At 71.6% G+C, this 15,660-nt stretch carries 17 protein-coding genes; 10 read left to right on the forward strand and 7 right to left on the reverse strand.

Annotated elements, in window-relative coordinates; translation table 11 throughout:
* Positions 1-33 precede the first annotated feature (33 nt).
* Positions 34-1,227 (forward strand): RtcB family protein, encoded by a 1,194-nt coding sequence (locus ACFWV2_RS22240; protein ID WP_384406893.1) that lies wholly within the window; start codon positions 34-36, stop codon positions 1,225-1,227.
* A 62-nt stretch (positions 1,228-1,289) separates the two neighbouring features.
* On the opposite strand, the gene ACFWV2_RS22245 is transcribed toward ACFWV2_RS22240, so the two are convergent.
* Together ACFWV2_RS22245 and ACFWV2_RS22250 are read right to left on the reverse strand one after the other, a co-directional pair.
* Positions 1,290-2,054, reverse strand: a complete 765-nt coding sequence (locus ACFWV2_RS22245; RefSeq protein ID WP_384406895.1) for an SDR family NAD(P)-dependent oxidoreductase — start codon at positions 2,052-2,054, stop codon at positions 1,290-1,292.
* Between the two features lie 67 nt (positions 2,055-2,121).
* The gene (locus ACFWV2_RS22250; RefSeq protein WP_384406897.1) at positions 2,122-2,457 is read right to left on the reverse strand and encodes a YnfA family protein; all 336 of its coding nucleotides are present in this window, start codon (positions 2,455-2,457) and stop codon (positions 2,122-2,124) included.
* Positions 2,458-2,532: 75 nt separating this feature from the next.
* Here ACFWV2_RS22250 and ACFWV2_RS22255 point away from each other — a divergent pair, with 75 nt between their 5' ends.
* Positions 2,533-3,057 (forward strand): hypothetical protein, encoded by a 525-nt coding sequence (locus ACFWV2_RS22255; protein WP_384406899.1) that lies wholly within the window; start codon positions 2,533-2,535, stop codon positions 3,055-3,057.
* A 69-nt stretch (positions 3,058-3,126) separates the two neighbouring features.
* Here ACFWV2_RS22255 and ACFWV2_RS22260 read toward each other — a convergent pair whose 3' ends face one another.
* Positions 3,127-3,864, reverse strand: a complete 738-nt coding sequence (locus ACFWV2_RS22260) for a Mut7-C RNAse domain-containing protein (protein ID WP_384406901.1) — start codon at positions 3,862-3,864, stop codon at positions 3,127-3,129.
* A 161-nt stretch (positions 3,865-4,025) separates the two neighbouring features.
* Between ACFWV2_RS22260 and ACFWV2_RS22265 the strand changes: the two genes are divergently transcribed.
* A complete protein-coding gene (locus ACFWV2_RS22265; RefSeq protein WP_384406903.1) occupies positions 4,026-4,478 on the forward strand; it encodes a GNAT family N-acetyltransferase in 453 nt (150 codons plus the stop codon).
* Positions 4,479-4,490: 12 nt separating this feature from the next.
* Here ACFWV2_RS22265 and ACFWV2_RS22270 read toward each other — a convergent pair whose 3' ends face one another.
* Together ACFWV2_RS22270 and ACFWV2_RS22275 are read right to left on the reverse strand one after the other, a co-directional pair.
* On the reverse strand, positions 4,491-5,030 hold the full coding sequence (locus ACFWV2_RS22270) for a GNAT family N-acetyltransferase (RefSeq protein WP_384406905.1): 540 nt from the start codon (positions 5,028-5,030) through the stop codon (positions 4,491-4,493).
* A gap of 14 nt (positions 5,031-5,044) precedes the next feature.
* Entirely contained in the window at positions 5,045-5,899 is an 855-nt protein-coding gene (locus tag ACFWV2_RS22275) for a DUF6597 domain-containing transcriptional factor (RefSeq protein ID WP_384406907.1), read from the reverse strand.
* A 141-nt stretch (positions 5,900-6,040) separates the two neighbouring features.
* Between ACFWV2_RS22275 and ACFWV2_RS22280 the strand changes: the two genes are divergently transcribed.
* A complete protein-coding gene (locus tag ACFWV2_RS22280; protein ID WP_384406909.1) occupies positions 6,041-6,625 on the forward strand; it encodes a TIGR03086 family metal-binding protein in 585 nt (194 codons plus the stop codon).
* 241 nt (positions 6,626-6,866) lie between these two features.
* Positions 6,867-7,850, forward strand: coding sequence for an ABC transporter substrate-binding protein (locus ACFWV2_RS22285; protein WP_384406911.1), 984 nt, complete (start codon positions 6,867-6,869; stop codon positions 7,848-7,850).
* Positions 7,851-7,885: 35 nt separating this feature from the next.
* Here the strand turns inward: ACFWV2_RS22285 and ACFWV2_RS22290 are convergent, their stop codons facing one another.
* Positions 7,886-8,305 (reverse strand): MerR family transcriptional regulator, encoded by a 420-nt coding sequence (locus tag ACFWV2_RS22290; RefSeq protein ID WP_384406913.1) that lies wholly within the window; start codon positions 8,303-8,305, stop codon positions 7,886-7,888.
* 133 nt (positions 8,306-8,438) lie between these two features.
* On the opposite strand from ACFWV2_RS22290, the gene ACFWV2_RS22295 reads away from it, so the two are divergent.
* Entirely contained in the window at positions 8,439-10,394 is a 1,956-nt protein-coding gene (locus ACFWV2_RS22295) for an APC family permease (RefSeq protein WP_384406915.1), read from the forward strand.
* Positions 10,395-10,595: 201 nt separating this feature from the next.
* Here the strand turns inward: ACFWV2_RS22295 and ACFWV2_RS22300 are convergent, their stop codons facing one another.
* On the reverse strand, positions 10,596-11,198 hold the full coding sequence (locus tag ACFWV2_RS22300) for a hypothetical protein (protein ID WP_384406917.1): 603 nt from the start codon (positions 11,196-11,198) through the stop codon (positions 10,596-10,598).
* A 230-nt stretch (positions 11,199-11,428) separates the two neighbouring features.
* Here ACFWV2_RS22300 and hemL point away from each other — a divergent pair, with 230 nt between their 5' ends.
* The 4 genes from hemL to ACFWV2_RS22320 all read left to right on the forward strand — a co-directional run bounded on the left by hemL (position 11,429) and on the right by ACFWV2_RS22320 (position 15,660).
* Entirely contained in the window at positions 11,429-12,775 is a 1,347-nt protein-coding gene (gene hemL / locus ACFWV2_RS22305) for a glutamate-1-semialdehyde 2,1-aminomutase (RefSeq protein ID WP_384406919.1), read from the forward strand.
* A complete protein-coding gene (locus ACFWV2_RS22310; RefSeq protein WP_384406921.1) occupies positions 12,772-13,461 on the forward strand; it encodes a histidine phosphatase family protein in 690 nt (229 codons plus the stop codon). Before hemL ends, ACFWV2_RS22310 begins: the two co-directional genes overlap by 4 nt.
* Positions 13,462-13,682: 221 nt before the next feature.
* Positions 13,683-14,960 (forward strand): hypothetical protein, encoded by a 1,278-nt coding sequence (locus tag ACFWV2_RS22315; protein WP_384407132.1) that lies wholly within the window; start codon positions 13,683-13,685, stop codon positions 14,958-14,960.
* A 94-nt stretch (positions 14,961-15,054) separates the two neighbouring features.
* Positions 15,055-15,660 carry a TlpA family protein disulfide reductase gene (locus ACFWV2_RS22320; RefSeq protein ID WP_384406923.1) on the forward strand — a complete coding sequence of 202 codons (606 nt, stop codon included), beginning with the start codon at positions 15,055-15,057 and terminating at the stop codon, positions 15,658-15,660.

Consider the following 15,660-nt stretch of genomic DNA (forward strand, 5'->3'; position numbering starts at 1 on the left):
CGTTATCAGGCTTTTCGGGGGAATCGAGGAAGTATGTCGTACGTAGAGGTGCCTGGGGCGAAGGTCCCCATCCGGATGTGGGCCGACCCCTCCACGGTGGAGGGCGGTGCCATGCAGCAGCTGCGGAACGTGGCGACCCTGCCGTGGATCAAGGGCCTGGCCGTGATGCCGGACGTCCACTACGGCAAGGGCGCGACGGTCGGCTCGGTGATCGCGATGCAGGGTGCGGTCTGTCCGGCGGCGGTCGGTGTGGACATCGGCTGCGGGATGTCGGCGGTCAAGACCTCGCTGACGGCGAACGACCTGCCGGGGGATCTGTCGAGGCTGCGGTCGAAGATCGAGCAGGCGATTCCGGTGGGGCGCGGGATGCACCGCTCGGAGGTGGACCCGGGGCGCCTGTACCAGTTCCCGACGGCGGGGTGGGACGACTTCTGGTCGCGGTTCGACGGCATCGCGGATGCGGTCAAGTTCCGGCGGGAGCGCGCTGCGCTGCAGATGGGAACGCTGGGAGCCGGTAATCATTTTGTGGAGTTTTGTGTCGACACATCCGATTCGGTGTGGCTCATGTTGCACTCGGGCTCGCGGAACATCGGCAAGGAGCTCGCGGAGTTCCACATCGGTGAAGCCCAGAGGCTGCCGCACAACCAGGGCCTCGTGGACCGGGACCTGGCGGTGTTCGTCGCGGACACCCCCCAGATGGCCGCCTACCGGAACGACCTCTTCTGGGCGCAGGAGTACGCGAAGTACAACCGCGCGATCATGATGGCGCTGTTCCAGGAGGTCGTCCGCAGGGAGTTCCGCAAGGCGCGGGTGACCTTCGACCAGGTGATCTCCTGCCACCACAACTATGTGGCGGAGGAGCAGTACGAGGGCATGGACCTGCTGGTCACGCGGAAGGGCGCGATCCGGGCCGGCTCCGGCGAGTTCGGGATCATCCCGGGCTCGATGGGTACCGGCTCGTACATCGTGAAGGGCCTCGGCAACGCCGCGTCGTTCAACTCGGCCTCGCACGGTGCCGGTCGGAAGATGAGCCGGAGCGCGGCGAAGAGGCGCTTCTCGACGAAGGACCTGGAGGAGCAGACGCGGGGTGTGGAGTGCCGTAAGGACTCCGGCGTCGTCGACGAGATCCCGGGAGCGTACAAGCCGATCGAGAAGGTGATCGACCAGCAGCGGGACCTGGTGGAGGTCGTCGCCAAGCTGAAGCAGCTCATCTGCGTGAAGGGCTGAGGCGGCCCGCAGGGGACGGGGGAAGAAGGGGCCGGTGCGGTGCACCGGCCCCTTCCGTCGCCCTACAGCTCGCGGTGGACCTTGGTGTTCGAGGCCTGGGCTCGGGGGCGGACGACCAGGAGGTCGATGTTGACGTGCGGGGGGCGGGTGCAGGCCCACGTGATGGTGTCGGCGACGTCGTCGGCGGTGAGGGGGGCGGCCACGCCGGCGTAGACCTTGGCCGCCTTGTCGGCGTCGCCGCGGAAGCGGGTGGTGGCGAACTCGTCCGTCTTGACCATGCCGGGGGCGATCTCGATGACGCGGACCGGGGTGCCGACGATCTCCAGGCGGAGGGTCTCGGCGAGGACGCGGGCGCCGTTCTTGGCGGCGACGTAGCCGGCGCCGCCCTCGTAGGTGGAGTGGCCGGCGGTGGACGAGAGGACGACGACCGTGCCGTCGCCGCTCGCGGTCAGGGCCGGGAGCAGGGCCTGGGTCACGTTCAGGGTGCCGATGACGTTGACCTCGTACATCTGGCGCCAGTCGGCGGGGTCGCCGGTGGCGACGGGGTCGGCGCCGAGGGCGCCGCCGGCGTTGTTGACGAGGACGGCGAGGGAGCGGAACGCGGTGGCGAACTCGTCGACGGCGGCGCGGTCGGTGACGTCGAGGGCGTAGGCGGTGGCCTGGTGGCCGGCGTCGTTGATCTCGGCGGCGAGGGCCTCGATGCGGTCCTTGCGCCGGGCCGTGAGGACCACGCGGTAGCCGGCGGCGGCCAGCTGCCTGGCCGTGGCGGCGCCGATTCCGCTGCTCGCTCCGGTGATGACGGCGATGGGGGTACCGGGGGCAGTCATGGCGGGGGCTCCTCGCACAGGGGGTCGGTGACGTCGATCGCCCGGTCAGGATAGGTGGGGGCGCCGTTCAGCGGCCTCGTGGGGCGTACATGATCAGGGCCATGCCGGCGAGGCAGACGAGTGCGCCGATGACGTCCCAGCGGTCGGGTCGGTAGCCGTCCGCGACCATGCCCCAGGCGAGGGATCCCGCCACGAACACACCGCCGTAGGCGGCGAGGACGCGGCCGAAATCGGCGTCGGGCTGGAGGGTGGCGACGAAGCCGTAGACGCCGAGGGCGAGGACGCCGGAGCCGATCCAGATCCAGCCGCGGTGCTCGCGGACGCCTTGCCAGACGAGCCAGGCGCCGCCGATCTCGAAGAGGGCGGCGAGGGCGAAGAGGGCGAGGGAGCGGACGGTGAGCATGGGGGCAGCGTGCCATGGGACACGCTGACTGATGGGTTGTCAGAAAATGGGATGATCAGTGGGTATTTTGGGCTTATGCGTGGAATGCGGAAGGGTGTGCTCGGGGTCGCTCTCGCGGCCGCGGTGGTGATGGGTACGGGGGCGGGTGCCGGAGCGAGTGCCGGTGCCGGAGTCAGTGCCGGAGCCGGAGCCGGTGCCGTGAGCCCGGTGGTCGGGCCTGAGGCGGATATCGCCCATCACGGTCATGTCTCCCTCTGGGGCGGCAGGATCGGGGTCTGGCTGATCAGCGAGAACCACGGCCCCTCCGACCTCTCCCAGGCGACGGTCCGGCTCGCCTTCTCCGAGCCGATGGCGGGGGGCCAGGAGCTGCCGGAGGCCTGCCTGTGGAGCAGTGACCGGGTGGTGTCCTGTCGCACGGGTGAGCTGCGGGCGGTCGGTGGCGCGGGTCGGCTGATGCTCGATCTGCGGGCCTCCGGTCTCCCGGACGAGCTGACCGTGGACATCACCACGGTGTGGCGGGACGGGGTGACCGACCGGAACCCCGGTAACGACCGGCACCGCGTCATGGTGTTCGCCACGGGGGACCCGTACGTCTTCTGAGGGCCGGTCGTCCTCCGCTCCGGTCGGGTGCTCGGACGCGATCGCGGCCCGGCCCGGTGTCCTGACCGGTCAGCCCGTTGCCGCGCCGCCGAACTCGCGTACCGCCTCGGAGACGATCTCCTCCAGGCGGGAGTGGTGGGCGCCGCGCCAGTAGACCCGGCCGCACTCCACGCACTCGGCGAACACGTCGTACGTCTTCTCCGTTCCCCGCTCCAGGCGCTCGCGGACCGCGTCCTTGTCGGCGTCGCTCAGCTCCCCGTTGCAGGCGGTGCACCGCGTCCAGGGCGCGAGCGGCGGCGCGAACCGTTCGAGGACGTCGCGGAGCTGTTCATCCGGTCGGTCGCTGTAGACGTAGGCGCCCGCCCACAGCTCGCGGCGGCGCAGCAGGCCGCGGTCCCGCGAGAGCATGACGCGCCGCTCCCGCGCGGAGAGCGCGGCGAGCGCCGGGTCGCCGATGTCCTCGCTCTCGTACGCCGCGTCCACCCCGAGCAGCCTCAACCGCCGCGCCAGCGTGCCGAGGTGCACGTCGAGCAGGAACCGGAGCGGGGCGCCCGGCACCGGCTGCGGGCGGGTGACGACCTCCACGTCGACGGTCTCGCCCGCGGCCGGGACGTGCGAGGTGTCGACGATCCGTCCGTCGACCCGGAGCCTCCCGGCCTCGGTGAGCGGCACGCCCAGCGACTCCACGACGTGGCCGAGCGAGGATGCGCCGTCGGTGGTCACGCGCGTGCGGCCCGACCGCCGCTCGGGCGAGACGAAGAGCCCCAGGCCGGGGGCGAAACTGATCTGGATCTCCGGTCCGTTCACGGGGACAGGATGGCACCGGGCCACGACGGGCTGCCAGGGAATTCGCCGGCGGCGTGAGACGGGAGCGGGGAGACGGAGGGGCGTAGGGGAAGACGGCGGGTTCTCCGGGCGGCCGGGTCCGGGGTGGCCGCCCGGAGAAGACCCTGAGGTACGGTCCCGCCATGAAGATCATCGACCTCGGGCCCGGCGACCCCCGGCTGGAGACCGACCTCCTGCCGGTCCTCGCCGAACTCCGCCCGCACCTCACCCCGGCCCTCTTCCACGAGGTGTACGAGGCCGGTCACGCGCAGGGGCTCCGGTTCAGCGCCGCCTACGCGGACGACGGGCGCTGCGTCGGCGCGGCCGGCTGGCGGATCGTCATCAACACCAGCTCGCTGCGCAAGCTCTACGTCGACGATCTGGTGACCGCCGCCACCACCCGCTCCACCGGGGTCGGCCACGCGCTCGTCGCCCATCTGGAGGCCCACGCCCGCGCCGCCGGCTGCCACGAGCTCAATCTGGACTCCGGCACCCACCGCACCGGGGCCCACCGCTTCTACCTGCGCGAGCGCTTCGACATCGTGGCCTTCCACTTCACCAGGCCGCTCACCGCACCGCCGTCGAACGCCTCCTAGGACCCTGGCCCGCTAGGGCCGTTCCAGGTCGAGGCGCCAGTCGTTGCAGCGCATCAGGCGGCCCGGCGGGTACGCGAAGTCCCGCTCGCCGCGCAGTTCGAACCCCGCCTTGCGGCACACCGCGTTCGAAGCGGTGTTGTCCGCCGACGGGAACGCGTGCAGATGGCGGTGGCGGCCCGCGGACCTGGCCTCCGCGACCACCGCGCGCGTGGCGGACGTCGCGAGGCCCCGGCCCCGGAAGCCCGGCAGCACGGCCCACCCGGTCTCGTACACCGGCTCACCGTCCCAGGTCTGCGGCCAGTATCCGATGCTGCCCACCACGACCTCCTCCGGCAGCAGCACGATCCGGAACATCCGCCCCGCGCCCGCGTCGCCCGCGCTCAGGTCCACGTACCGCCGGTGGCGCCCGACCAGCTGCTCCTCGGTCTCAGGACCGCCCAGGTGCTCCGTCGACGCGGGCGCGTTCAGGGCGCGCAGCAGACCCGCGTCGTCCTCGGACCAGGCTTCGAGCCGTACGGGGGCGGGCCGGGCGGGGGAGGCGTCGGTGTCCATGTCCGTACGGTAGGTCAGGGCACTGACAGACCGCGGGCGTACGCCGTGGGCGGCACCCCGATCGTCGCCGTGAAGTCCCGTACGAGATGCGCCTGGTCGCTGTAGCCCAGCTCGGCCGCGAGCGCCGCCCAGTCCGGGGCGCCCGCCTCCCCGGCGGCCTCGGCGCGTTCCAGGGCCTCGTGGAGGCGGTAGCGGAGGATCACCCACTTCGGGCCGACGCCGACACGGGTCGCGAAGAGACGCTGGAGCGAGCGCGCCGACAGGCCCGCCGCCGCGGCCAGTCGGGACACCCTGCGGATCATGCGGTCCGTGCGGACCAGGTCCACCAGCTCCATCGCCTGGTCGGCGGCCGGGTCGGGGGCGGGGCCGTGGGCCAGGAGGAAGGCGTCGAGCGCCGCCACGCGCGCGTGGTCGGTGTCGGGGGAGAGGACGGCGGACGGCAGATCGGCGCCCGTGTCCGGGAACACGTCGGTGAGGGGGACCCGGCGGCCCGTCCAGGCCGACACCGGCCACGCGGGCGCGAAGGGACGGAAACCGCCGGGACGGAACTGCACCCCGCAGACCCGGCCCGACTCCGCCAGCTTCTGCGTGAAGAGGCCGAGGCCGATCCCGGAGACCTCGGCGGACACGTCCGCCTCCGTCGCCGGGGCGCCGAGCGCTCCGTACCGCTGGAAGACGACGTTCACCGACGGATGCGGCACGACATGGGTCGCGTACGGCTCCGGGAGCTCCCAGTCGATCAGCCAGTAGTGCTCCAGATAGGGCCGCAGCTCCGGCGCCGGGGTGTGCCGGCGAAAGCGGACACGGGAGAGCAGCTCGGCGGGGTCGACGATGCCCCGGGTGTCCCGGCGGGGAGCGGAGGACGGCATCCCCCGATGCTAGGACGCGTCCGGCCGGTCCGGATCGGGCGGGCGCGGCGTGATCGGCGGGGCGACCCCGAGTCCTCACCCATGACCGCCCTGGCGGGTTTCTTCAAGACCGGGGTGGGCACCTCGCCTACCGTCGCCCCCATGACGAACGAGGCCCCGCCCCGCATCGGTGACCTGCTCCGTAGCGCCGCCACCCACGCCACGCCCCTCATCAGGGACACCGCCGACACCTCACTCGGCGCGCCCACGCCCTGCGCCGAGTACGACGTGCGCGCCCTGCTGAACCATCTCTTCGACGTCGTGGTGAACTTCCAGGCCCTCGCCGCCAAGCGGGCCGCCGACTTCTCCCACACCCCGGACCGGCTCGCCGAGGCCGACTGGCGCGACCACTTCGAGGCCGAGACCGGGAAGCTCGTCGAGGCCTGGTCGGCGCCGGACGCCGAAGAGGGCACCTCGGGCGCCATGGGGCTGCCCGCGCGGACCGTCGGGTTCCTGGTCCTGCTCGACCTGACCGTGCACGTCTGGGACCTGGCCCGTGCCACCGGGCGGAGCTTCGCACCCGACCCGGTCGTCGTCGCCCAACTCGTCGACGAGGTGGAGCGGATGGCGCCCACGGCCCGGAGGATGAACCTCTTCGCGGAGGCCGTCGGCCTGCCCGCCGACGCCACCGCGTTCGAGCGCCTGCTCGCGACCACCGGCCGCGACCCCCGCGCACGGGAGGCTTGAGACCGGTCCTCGCGCGGATGGGTACCTCTCGGGCACGACGGCACCGGCGGTTCCTACTGCTTCCTCCGGATCTGTTCAGTTGACACCACCCTGGGGGGCTTTCTGCAGGGGGAACCGGGACCGTGGTCCCGGCCCTCGGCGCCCCCGCGCCGACCGGGGCCGGGAGGCCCTCTTGTGCGTGCCGGGGAACCGCTCCAAGGTGGCGGAAGAGGCACATTCCGGCCGGGGAGGGAGCAGCCGTATGTCCGGGGCGCACGCATGGGGATTCACGGACGACAGGGGTACGGAGCTGGGGGCGCCGCGCGTGCCGAGGCGGGTGATCGCGTACGTACGGGCCGGGGCGGCCCTCTGCGACCTGGGCGTGACGCCGGTCGCCGTCTACGGTTCCGGGCACGACGGCGAGGTCCTCGACCCGGCCAAGGAGGGCGGGCTGCGGGCGGCGGGGGTGACGTACCTCGGGCCGGGCCGCGGCCTGGACGAGGAGCGGCTGCGGGAACTGCGGCCGGATGTGATCGTCGACGTGACCTACGACGGGAAGAGCCCGTACGCGCTCGACGAGGCCGTCGCCGACCGGATCGGGGTGCCGCTCGTCGCGCTCTCCGTCGGCAACGAGCTCACCCTGCCGGCGATCCTCGACCGCTTCGGCACGCTGGCCGTCAGCCTGGGGGCGGGGCAGGCCACGGCGGTCACGGCCGCGCTCTCCGCGACGGCGGCGGTCACGGTCGCGAACCCGGCGGTGACCGGCGCTCCCGCGCACCCCGCGGCGGCGGCGGTCACGGTCGCGGACTCGGCGGTGACCGGTGCTCCCGCGCACCCCGCGGCGGCTGCGGGCGGTGTCTCAGGCGGGCTTCCGGGCGCCGAGGGCGTGCTTCGGGAGGCGGCGGCGGTCAGTGGTCTCGCCGTGCTCGCTCTCTCCGGGGCGGGCCCCGACCAGGTGCATCTCGCCCGCCCGCAGGCCTGGCCCGAGCTGGCGCGGCTCGCCGAGCTGGGCGTCCGGCTCGTCGACCCGGGGCCCGGGCCCGGCGCCAACTGGCTCACCGCCGACTGGGGCCGCGCCGTCGAACTCCGCCCCGACCTGGTCCTCTTCGACAACCGCGCCCACGCGGCGGCGCCCGACGAGGCGCTGGCCGGTGTCCGGTCCATGCCGTGGAACCCGGAGACCCCGCCCAGCCCGGCCGCCTACGCGCGCTTCTTCCGCGACCTCGCGGCGGCGCTCACGCCCTGAGCGACCGGCCGGCCGGGCGCCCCGTGACGGGCGGGTCAGACCGGCGCCGCCGCCGAGCGGGTGCGGCGGAGGGAGTCGGCGAACTCCTCCGCGCGGGCGAGTTGGGCCCGCAGTTCCGCGACCCGTTCCGCGGCGGCCTGCTCGTAGCGGCGGACGCGGGCCAGGAGCGCGGCCCGCTCGTCCGGGTCGAGTTCGGTGTCCGTGCCGACGCGTTCGGCGGTCAGCCGGTCCATGGCCAGGAGGAGTTCGCGGGTCTCGTCGAGGGTGAAGCCGAGCGGCTTCATCCGGCGGACCACCATCAGCCGGGACACGTCCGCGTCCGTGTAGAGCGGGAAGCCGCCCGGCGAGGCGGCGGACGGGACGACCAGGCCGCTGTCCTCGTACTGTCGGATCGTGCGCAGGGACAGTTCGGTCCGTGCGGCGACCTCGCCGATCTGCAGGGGTTCGCCGGCCATGCGTACTCCTCGCGCTCCTCGCGCTTCTCCGGTTTCTCGTACTCCGCTCACGCGTCGTGTCCTTCCTCGTGCGGGGCTCCCGCCGGGCGCGGCTTCCGTGTATGACGTACCATTCGTCCTAACTTCATCACTTATGAGAGCTGGAAGTGCGGCGAAACGCCTGCTCGTAGGTCGTCCGTTGGACAGCGGCCGGCTCGGGGAGACCCTGCTGCCGAAGCGCGTCGCCCTGCCGATCTTCTGCAGCGACCCGCTCTCCTCGGTCGCCTACGCCACCGAGGAGATCCTGCTGATCCTGGCTCTCGGCGGCCTCGCCGTGCTCCATCTGGCCTGGTACGCGGCGGTCGGCATCGTGATCCTGCTCGTGGTCGTCGTCGCCTCGTACCGGCAGACCTGCTACGCCTACCCGGGCGGCGGCGGGGCCTATGTCGTCGCCGCCGAGAACCTCGGGCGGACCGCCGCGCTCACCGCCGCGTCCGCGCTGCTCATCGACTACGTGATGACCGTCGCCGTGTCCGTCGTCTCGGGGGTCGCCGCCATCACCTCCGCCGTCCCCGCGCTCGACGGGCACGCCGTGGCCATGTCGGTGTTCTTCGTCGCCGTGCTGGCCTGGATGAACCTGCGCGGGGTGCGCGAGTCGGGCCGCTGGTTCGCCGTCCCCACGTACGCGTTCATCCTGGTCGTCTACGTGATGTTCGCTGTGGCGGCGGTACGGATGGCGACCGGTGCGACGATCCGCGCCGAGTCCGCGACGCTGCCCGTGAACGAGGTGTCCACCTACACGGGCCTCGCGCTGGTGCTGCTGGCCCTGCGCGCCTTCGCCTCCGGCTGCACCGCCCTGACCGGCGTCGAGGCCGTCAGCAACGGCGTCCCGGCGTTCGCGAAACCCAAGAGCCGCAACGCGGCCATGACCCTCGCGATCATGGGCGGTCTCTCCGTGACCATGTTCTTCGGGATCACCGTGCTCGCCATGGTGTACGAGGTCCACGTCGCGGAGGACCCCACGGAACTCGGGCTCGCCCCCGGCACCCCGATGTCCACCGCGCTCGCCCAGATCGGCCGCGCCACCTTCGGCGACTGGCACATCCTCTTCTACGTGCTCCAGGCCGTCACCGCGGGCGTCCTGATCCTGGCGGCCAACACCGCCTTCAACGGCTTCCCGATGCTCGCCTCCGTCCTCGGCCGGGACCGCTACGCGCCCCGCCAGCTCTTCCACCGCGGCGACCGGCTCGTCTACTCCAACGGCATCGTCCTCCTCGCGCTCGCCGCGATCGCCCTCGTCGTCGCCTTCGACGCGCAGCTGACCCGCCTCATCCAGCTGTACATCCTCGGCGTCTTCGTCTCCTTCACCCTTTCCCAGGCCGGGATGGTCAAGCACTGGCGGCGAGAACTCGCCACGCCCGCCGGGGCCGACAAGCGCCACGCCATCCACCGCCGCCTCGCGATCAACGCCTTCGGGGCCTGTCTGACGGCGGTCGTCCTCGTCATCGTCCTCATCACCAAGTTCACCCACGGCGCCTGGCTCGTCGTCCTCGCGATGCCGGTGCTCTTCGCCGGGATGAAGGGGGTACGGCGGCACTACGACGCCGTCGCCGCCGAGGTCGCCGTCGGCCCGCACGAGCGGCCCCGCGCCCTCGCCGAGCACCACGTCCTGGTCCTGATCGCCTCGGTCAACGCGCCGAGCCTCCGGGCCCTGTCGTACGCGAAGACCCTGCGCCCCTCCTCCCTCACGGCCGTCACCGTCGCCGAGGACCCGGCGGAGGCGGAGGTGCTCCGCGCGACCTGGGAGGCCCGTGGGATCGACGTACCGCTGCGGGTGCTCAACTCCCCGTACCGCTCGATCGTCCAGCCGGTGCTGCGGCACGTCCGGGAGGCGCCCGAGCGGACGGGGGACGCGGTGATCTCGGTGGTCATCCCCGAGTACGTGGTGGGGCACTGGTGGGAACAGCCGCTGCACAACCAGAGCGCGCTGCGCCTCAAGGCGCGGCTGCTGTTCATGAGGAACGTCGTCGTCATCGACGTGCCGTACCGGCTCGCCTCGGCCCGCGAGCTCGCCGCCGAGCGCACCAGGGAGGCGGCGGACCGGAAGTGACTCCCGGGCCACCGCCGCTGGACCCCCGGCTCACGCGCGGCACCCCGGCTCATGCGCGGCACCCCGGCTCATGCGCGGCACCCCGGCTCATGCGCGGCACCCCGGCTCATGCGCGGCACCCCGGCTCATGCGCGGCACCCCGGCTCACGCGCGGCACCCCGGCTCAAGCGCGGCACCCCGGCCCCGGGCTCCGTCAGCGGCTCACGGCCACACCAGGCAGTACGGCTGGTGGCCCGCGTCGTGGAGGCGGACCGAGAAGTCCTGCCACTCGTGGAGCAGCTGGTAGACGTCGAAGGCGTCGCGCGGGCCGCCGCGGTCGGGGACCGTGGACCAGATGAAGGCAGCGGCGCCGACCGACTCCTCGCCGATCGCGCGCAGCGGGTCGACCACGGTCATCGGCAGCTTCACCACCGCGTAGTCCGGGTGCAGCACCACCAGCTCCAGCGGGGGCACCTTGTGCAGGGGCATGCCCTGGATGCCGGTCAGGACCATGGCGGCTATGGTCTCCGGCTTGATCTTGGTGAACATGCCGCCCATGCCGAGCTCGTCGCCGCCGAGCTCCTCCGGGCGCATCGAGATCGGGACCTGAGCCGCCGTCGCGCTGTTGGGCGCGCCGAAGTACTTGTACGTCACCCCCAAGCTCCGGCCCCCGGTCGCAGGGGGCGGTTCCGCCGCCGGGTCGGGACTCGCCCGGCGCTCCGACGCGGTCTGGTCCTCGGCCCGCCGGCGCCGGTGCCTCCCCCGCCGGGCAGACTCCGGGCCCAGGTCGTCCGTCCCCTCGCCCGGTCCGCCACCGCGATGCATATCTCCACCCGACTGCTTTTTCTCGGCAACACGACCCCGCCGCGCGACCCGATCATCGTGTCAGTGACCTCCCCCGCGTTCGTACGGTGAAACACCTGTCCGCAAGAACGCCGTGGCCTCTGACACCATGGATTCCGTGAGTCATCCCCATGTCGCCACAGTTTCGCAGACGCGGAGGGCGTACGCCTCGGCGTAGTGCCCAGGATGTTCACGTCGTCCCTCCGTTCCCGATGTCGTGCCCGAAGTCGTTCTCGCAGGTCAGGATCACAGTGCCGTATTCATACGAAGCCCCAGTCTCACAGACGCTTTTCGACCGCGCTTCCCTCGTGACGCCCGGCGGCGTGAACTCACCGGTGCGGGCCTTCCGGGCCGTGGGCGGAACGCCCCGGTTCATGGTGTCCGGTTCCGGTCCCTACCTCACCGACGCGGACGGGCGTGAGTACGTCGATCTGGTGTGCTCGTGGGGCCCCATGATCCTCGGCCACGCGCACCCCGAGGTGACCGCCGCGGTGCAGGCCGCCGTGGCCCGCGGCACCTCCTTCGGTACGCCCGGCGAGGGCGAGGTCGCGCTCGCCGAGGAGATCGTCGCGCGGATCGAGCCGGTCGAGCAGGTCCGGCTCGTCTCCTCCGGCACCGAGGCCACGATGTCCGCGATCCGGCTGGCCCGAGGGTTCACGGGGCGCGCCAAGGTCGTCAAGTTCGCCGGCTGCTACCACGGCCACGTGGACGCGCTGCTCGCCGCGGCGGGTTCCGGTGTCGCCACCCTCGGACTGCCCGACACGCCCGGGGTGACCGGCGCGCAGGCCGGGGACACGATCGTGCTGCCGTACAACGACCTGGCCGCGGTGCGGGCCGCGTTCGCCGCGCACCCGGGTGAGATCGCCTGTGTCATCACGGAGGCCTCGCCCGGCAACATGGGCGTGGTCCCGCCGGCGGAGGGCTTCAACCAGGGCCTGGCGGACGTGTGCCGGGAGAACGGCGCGCTGTACATCTCCGACGAGGTGATGACCGGTTTCCGTACGTCGAAGGCCGGCTGGTACGGCGTCGACGGGGTGAAGGCCGACCTGCTGACCTTCGGCAAGGTCATGGGCGGTGGCTTCCCGGCCGCCGCGTTCGGTGGCCGCGCCGATGTCATGGGGCACCTGGCCCCGGCCGGGCCGGTCTACCAGGCGGGCACCCTCTCCGGTAACCCGGTCGCGACCGCCGCCGGGCTCGCGCAGCTGCGGCTGCTCGACGACGCGGCGTACGAGAAGGTGAACGCGGTCTCGCAGGAGATCCAGGGCCTGGTCACGGGCGCGCTCGCCAAGGAGGGCGTGGCGCACCAGCTGCAGACCGCCTCCAACATGTTCTCGGTCTTCTTCACGGCCGACGAGGTGCGGAACTACGACGAGGCGAAGCGGCAGGAGGCCTTCCGCTTCAACGCCTTCTTCCACTCGATGCTGGCCGACGGCGTCTACCTGCCGCCGTCCGCGTTCGAGTCCTGGTTCGTGTCGGCCGCGCACGACGAGCGGGCGGTCGAGCGGATCGCCGCCGCGCTGCCCGCCGCCGCCCGTGCCGCCGCGGAGGCCACCGCGTGAGCGCCGCGAGCAGCGACGACATCACCGTCGTCCATCTGGTGCGGCACGGCGAGGTCCACAATCCGGACGGGGTGCTGTACGGGCGCCGCTCCGGCTACCACCTGTCCGAGCTCGGCCGTCGGATGGCGGACCGGGTCGCCGAGCACCTGGCCGACCGGGACATCACCTATGTCGTCGCCTCCCCGCTGGAGCGGGCGCAGGAGACGGCGATGCCCGTCGCCAAGGGGCACGGTCTCGACCTCGCGAGCGATCCGCGTCTCATCGAGGCGGCGAACGTCTTCGAGGGCAAGACCTTCGGTGTGGGCGACGGGGCGCTGCGCAAGCCGGGGAACTGGAAGCACCTGACGAACCCGTTCCAGCCGTCGTGGGGCGAGCCGTACGTCGAGCAGGTCGTCCGCATGATGGGCGCGCTCGACGCGGCGAAGGACGCGGCCCGGGGACACGAGGCGGTCTGCGTCAGCCATCAGCTGCCGATCTGGATCGTGCGCAGTTTCGTCGAGAAGCGGCGGCTGTGGCACGACCCGCGGCGGCGGCAGTGCACGCTGGCCTCGCTGACGTCGTTCACGTACCAGGGGGACCGGATCGTCTCGGTCGGCTACAGCGAGCCGGCGCTCGACCTCGTCCCGGCGCACCTGCGGGCCGGCGCGAAGCCGGTCAAGGGGAAGTCGAAGGCTTTCGGGGCGTAGCTCTTCGGGTGGATCCCGTGGAGGGGTCGGGGCCTCACTGGACAGCGCGGTGAGGCCCGGTCCACAGTTCAGGGCGGTCGATGGCGTTCATGCCCATCGATCGCCCTGAAATTTTTATACTATTTCCCGGAACCTCAGTGTTCCTCCTGGCATCTCACTCATTGTCGGTTTGGATGACGTTCAGGTGATACGTCAGCGCGAATGGGGATGTCATGCGCGGGATCAGGGGAATCAGTCGAAGGGGGCTGCTCGGGGCGGGAGTCGGCGCCGCGGCCGCGATGGGTGTTGCCGCGTGCAGCGGTAACAATGCGGACAAGTCGGGACGTTCCGGACCGGGTAAGGGGGGTGACGTCTCGGCGGACCCGGGCACGGCCACCCCGACCGAGGACACCGTCCGACTCATCGGCGACGGTTCCACCGCCGACACCGGAAAGCAGCCGCACCAGCCCGACACCCCCGTCCCCCTCGAACCCGGCCAGACCCCGCCGCAGTTCGTGATCTTCTCCTGGGACGGCGCCGGCGAGGTCGGCAACGGACTCTTCCCGCGCTTCCTCGAACTCGCCAAGAACCACGACGCGGCGATGACCTTCTTCCTCTCCGGGATCTACCTCCTCCCCGAGTCGAAGAAGCACCTCTACCGCCCGCCGAACAACCGCGTCGGCGCCTCGGACATCGGCTACCTCACCGACGACCACATCAAGGACACGCTGAAGTACGTCCGGCAGGCCTGGCTCGAGGGCCACGAGATCGGCACCCACTTCAACGGGCACTTCTGCGGCGGCTCCGGCTCCGTCGGCAACTGGACCCCGGCCCAGTGGCAGAGCGAGATCGACCAGGCGATGAAGTTCGTCACCGAGTGGAAGACGAACAGCGGCTGGACCGACCTCGACCCGCTGCCCTTCGACTACTCCAAGGAGCTCGTCGGCGGCCGCACCCCCTGCCTCCTGGGCCAGGACAACCTGCTCCCCACCGCCAAGCGGCTCGGCTGGCGCTACGACGCCAGCTCCCCCGGCGGCCGCCAGACCTGGCCCACCAAGCGCCAGGGCATCTGGGACCTCCCGCTCCAGGCCGTGCCCTTCCCCGGGCACTCCTTCGAGGTCCTGTCCATGGACTACAACATGCTCGCCAACCAGTCGAAGAACACCACCAAGGGCATGCCCTCGCGCTACCCGGGCTGGCGCAAGCAGGCCACCGAGGCACTCCTCGGCGGCTTCACGCGCGCGTACGAGTCGAACCGCGCGCCCTTCTACATCGGCAACCACTTCGAGCAGTGGAACGGCGGCATCTACATGGACGCCGTCGAGGCCGCGCTCAAGGGAATGGCCGGAAAGAAGGACGTCCGGCTCGTCTCCTTCAAGCAGTTCGTGGACTGGCTCGACGTCCAGGACCCGAAGATCCTCGCCAAGCTGCGCTCGCTGGAAGTGGGCCAGAAGCCCGCCGGCGGCTGGAACTCCTTCCTCAAGCCGGCCGCGACCTCCTCGGCCACACCGGCGCCGTAGTTCACCCGCCCGCTTAGGAGATCTTGACAAGGGGCTTTACGGGCACGTAGGGGGGTGCCCAAGATCCCCCAAACGCCCATGCGAAACTTTTCACATGAGCCTTGACCGTGCCCCTCGCCGCACCCTGCTCGCCGTCGGAGTGCTGACCGTCGCCCTCGCGCTCTCGGCCTGCGGCGGCGACAGCAACGGCAAGTCCGGCGGCGGCGGCAACACCAACTTCGTGACCGACACGGGCGGAATCTCCACCGTCGCCAAGGGCAAGCGCACGGCCACCGAGAAGATCGCGGGCAAGACCCTCGAAGGCGAACAGCTCGACATCGCCGACCTCAAGGGCAAGATCGTCGTCCTCAACGTCTGGGGCTCCTGGTGCGGCCCCTGCCGCGCCGAGGCCCCCCACTTCGTGAAGGTCGCCGCCGACCTCAAGGACCAGGGCGTCGAGTTCGTCGGCCTCAACACCCGCGACTTCAACAAGCAGCAGGCCCTCACCTTCGAAGAGGACTACGGAGTCCCGTACCCGAGCCTCTACGACCCCAACGGCAAGCTGATCCTCTTCGGCTTCCCCAAGGGCACGCTCAACCCGCAGGCCATCCCCTCCACCGTCGTCCTCGACAAGGAGGGCAGGATCGCCGCCCGAGCCCTCATGGCACTCGACGAGAAGAAGCTCCGGTCGATGATCGAGCCGCTGCTCGCGGAGAAGTGA

Source organism: Streptomyces sp. NPDC058671 (assembly GCF_042716475.1).
Lineage (GTDB): Bacteria > Actinomycetota > Actinomycetes > Streptomycetales > Streptomycetaceae > Streptomyces.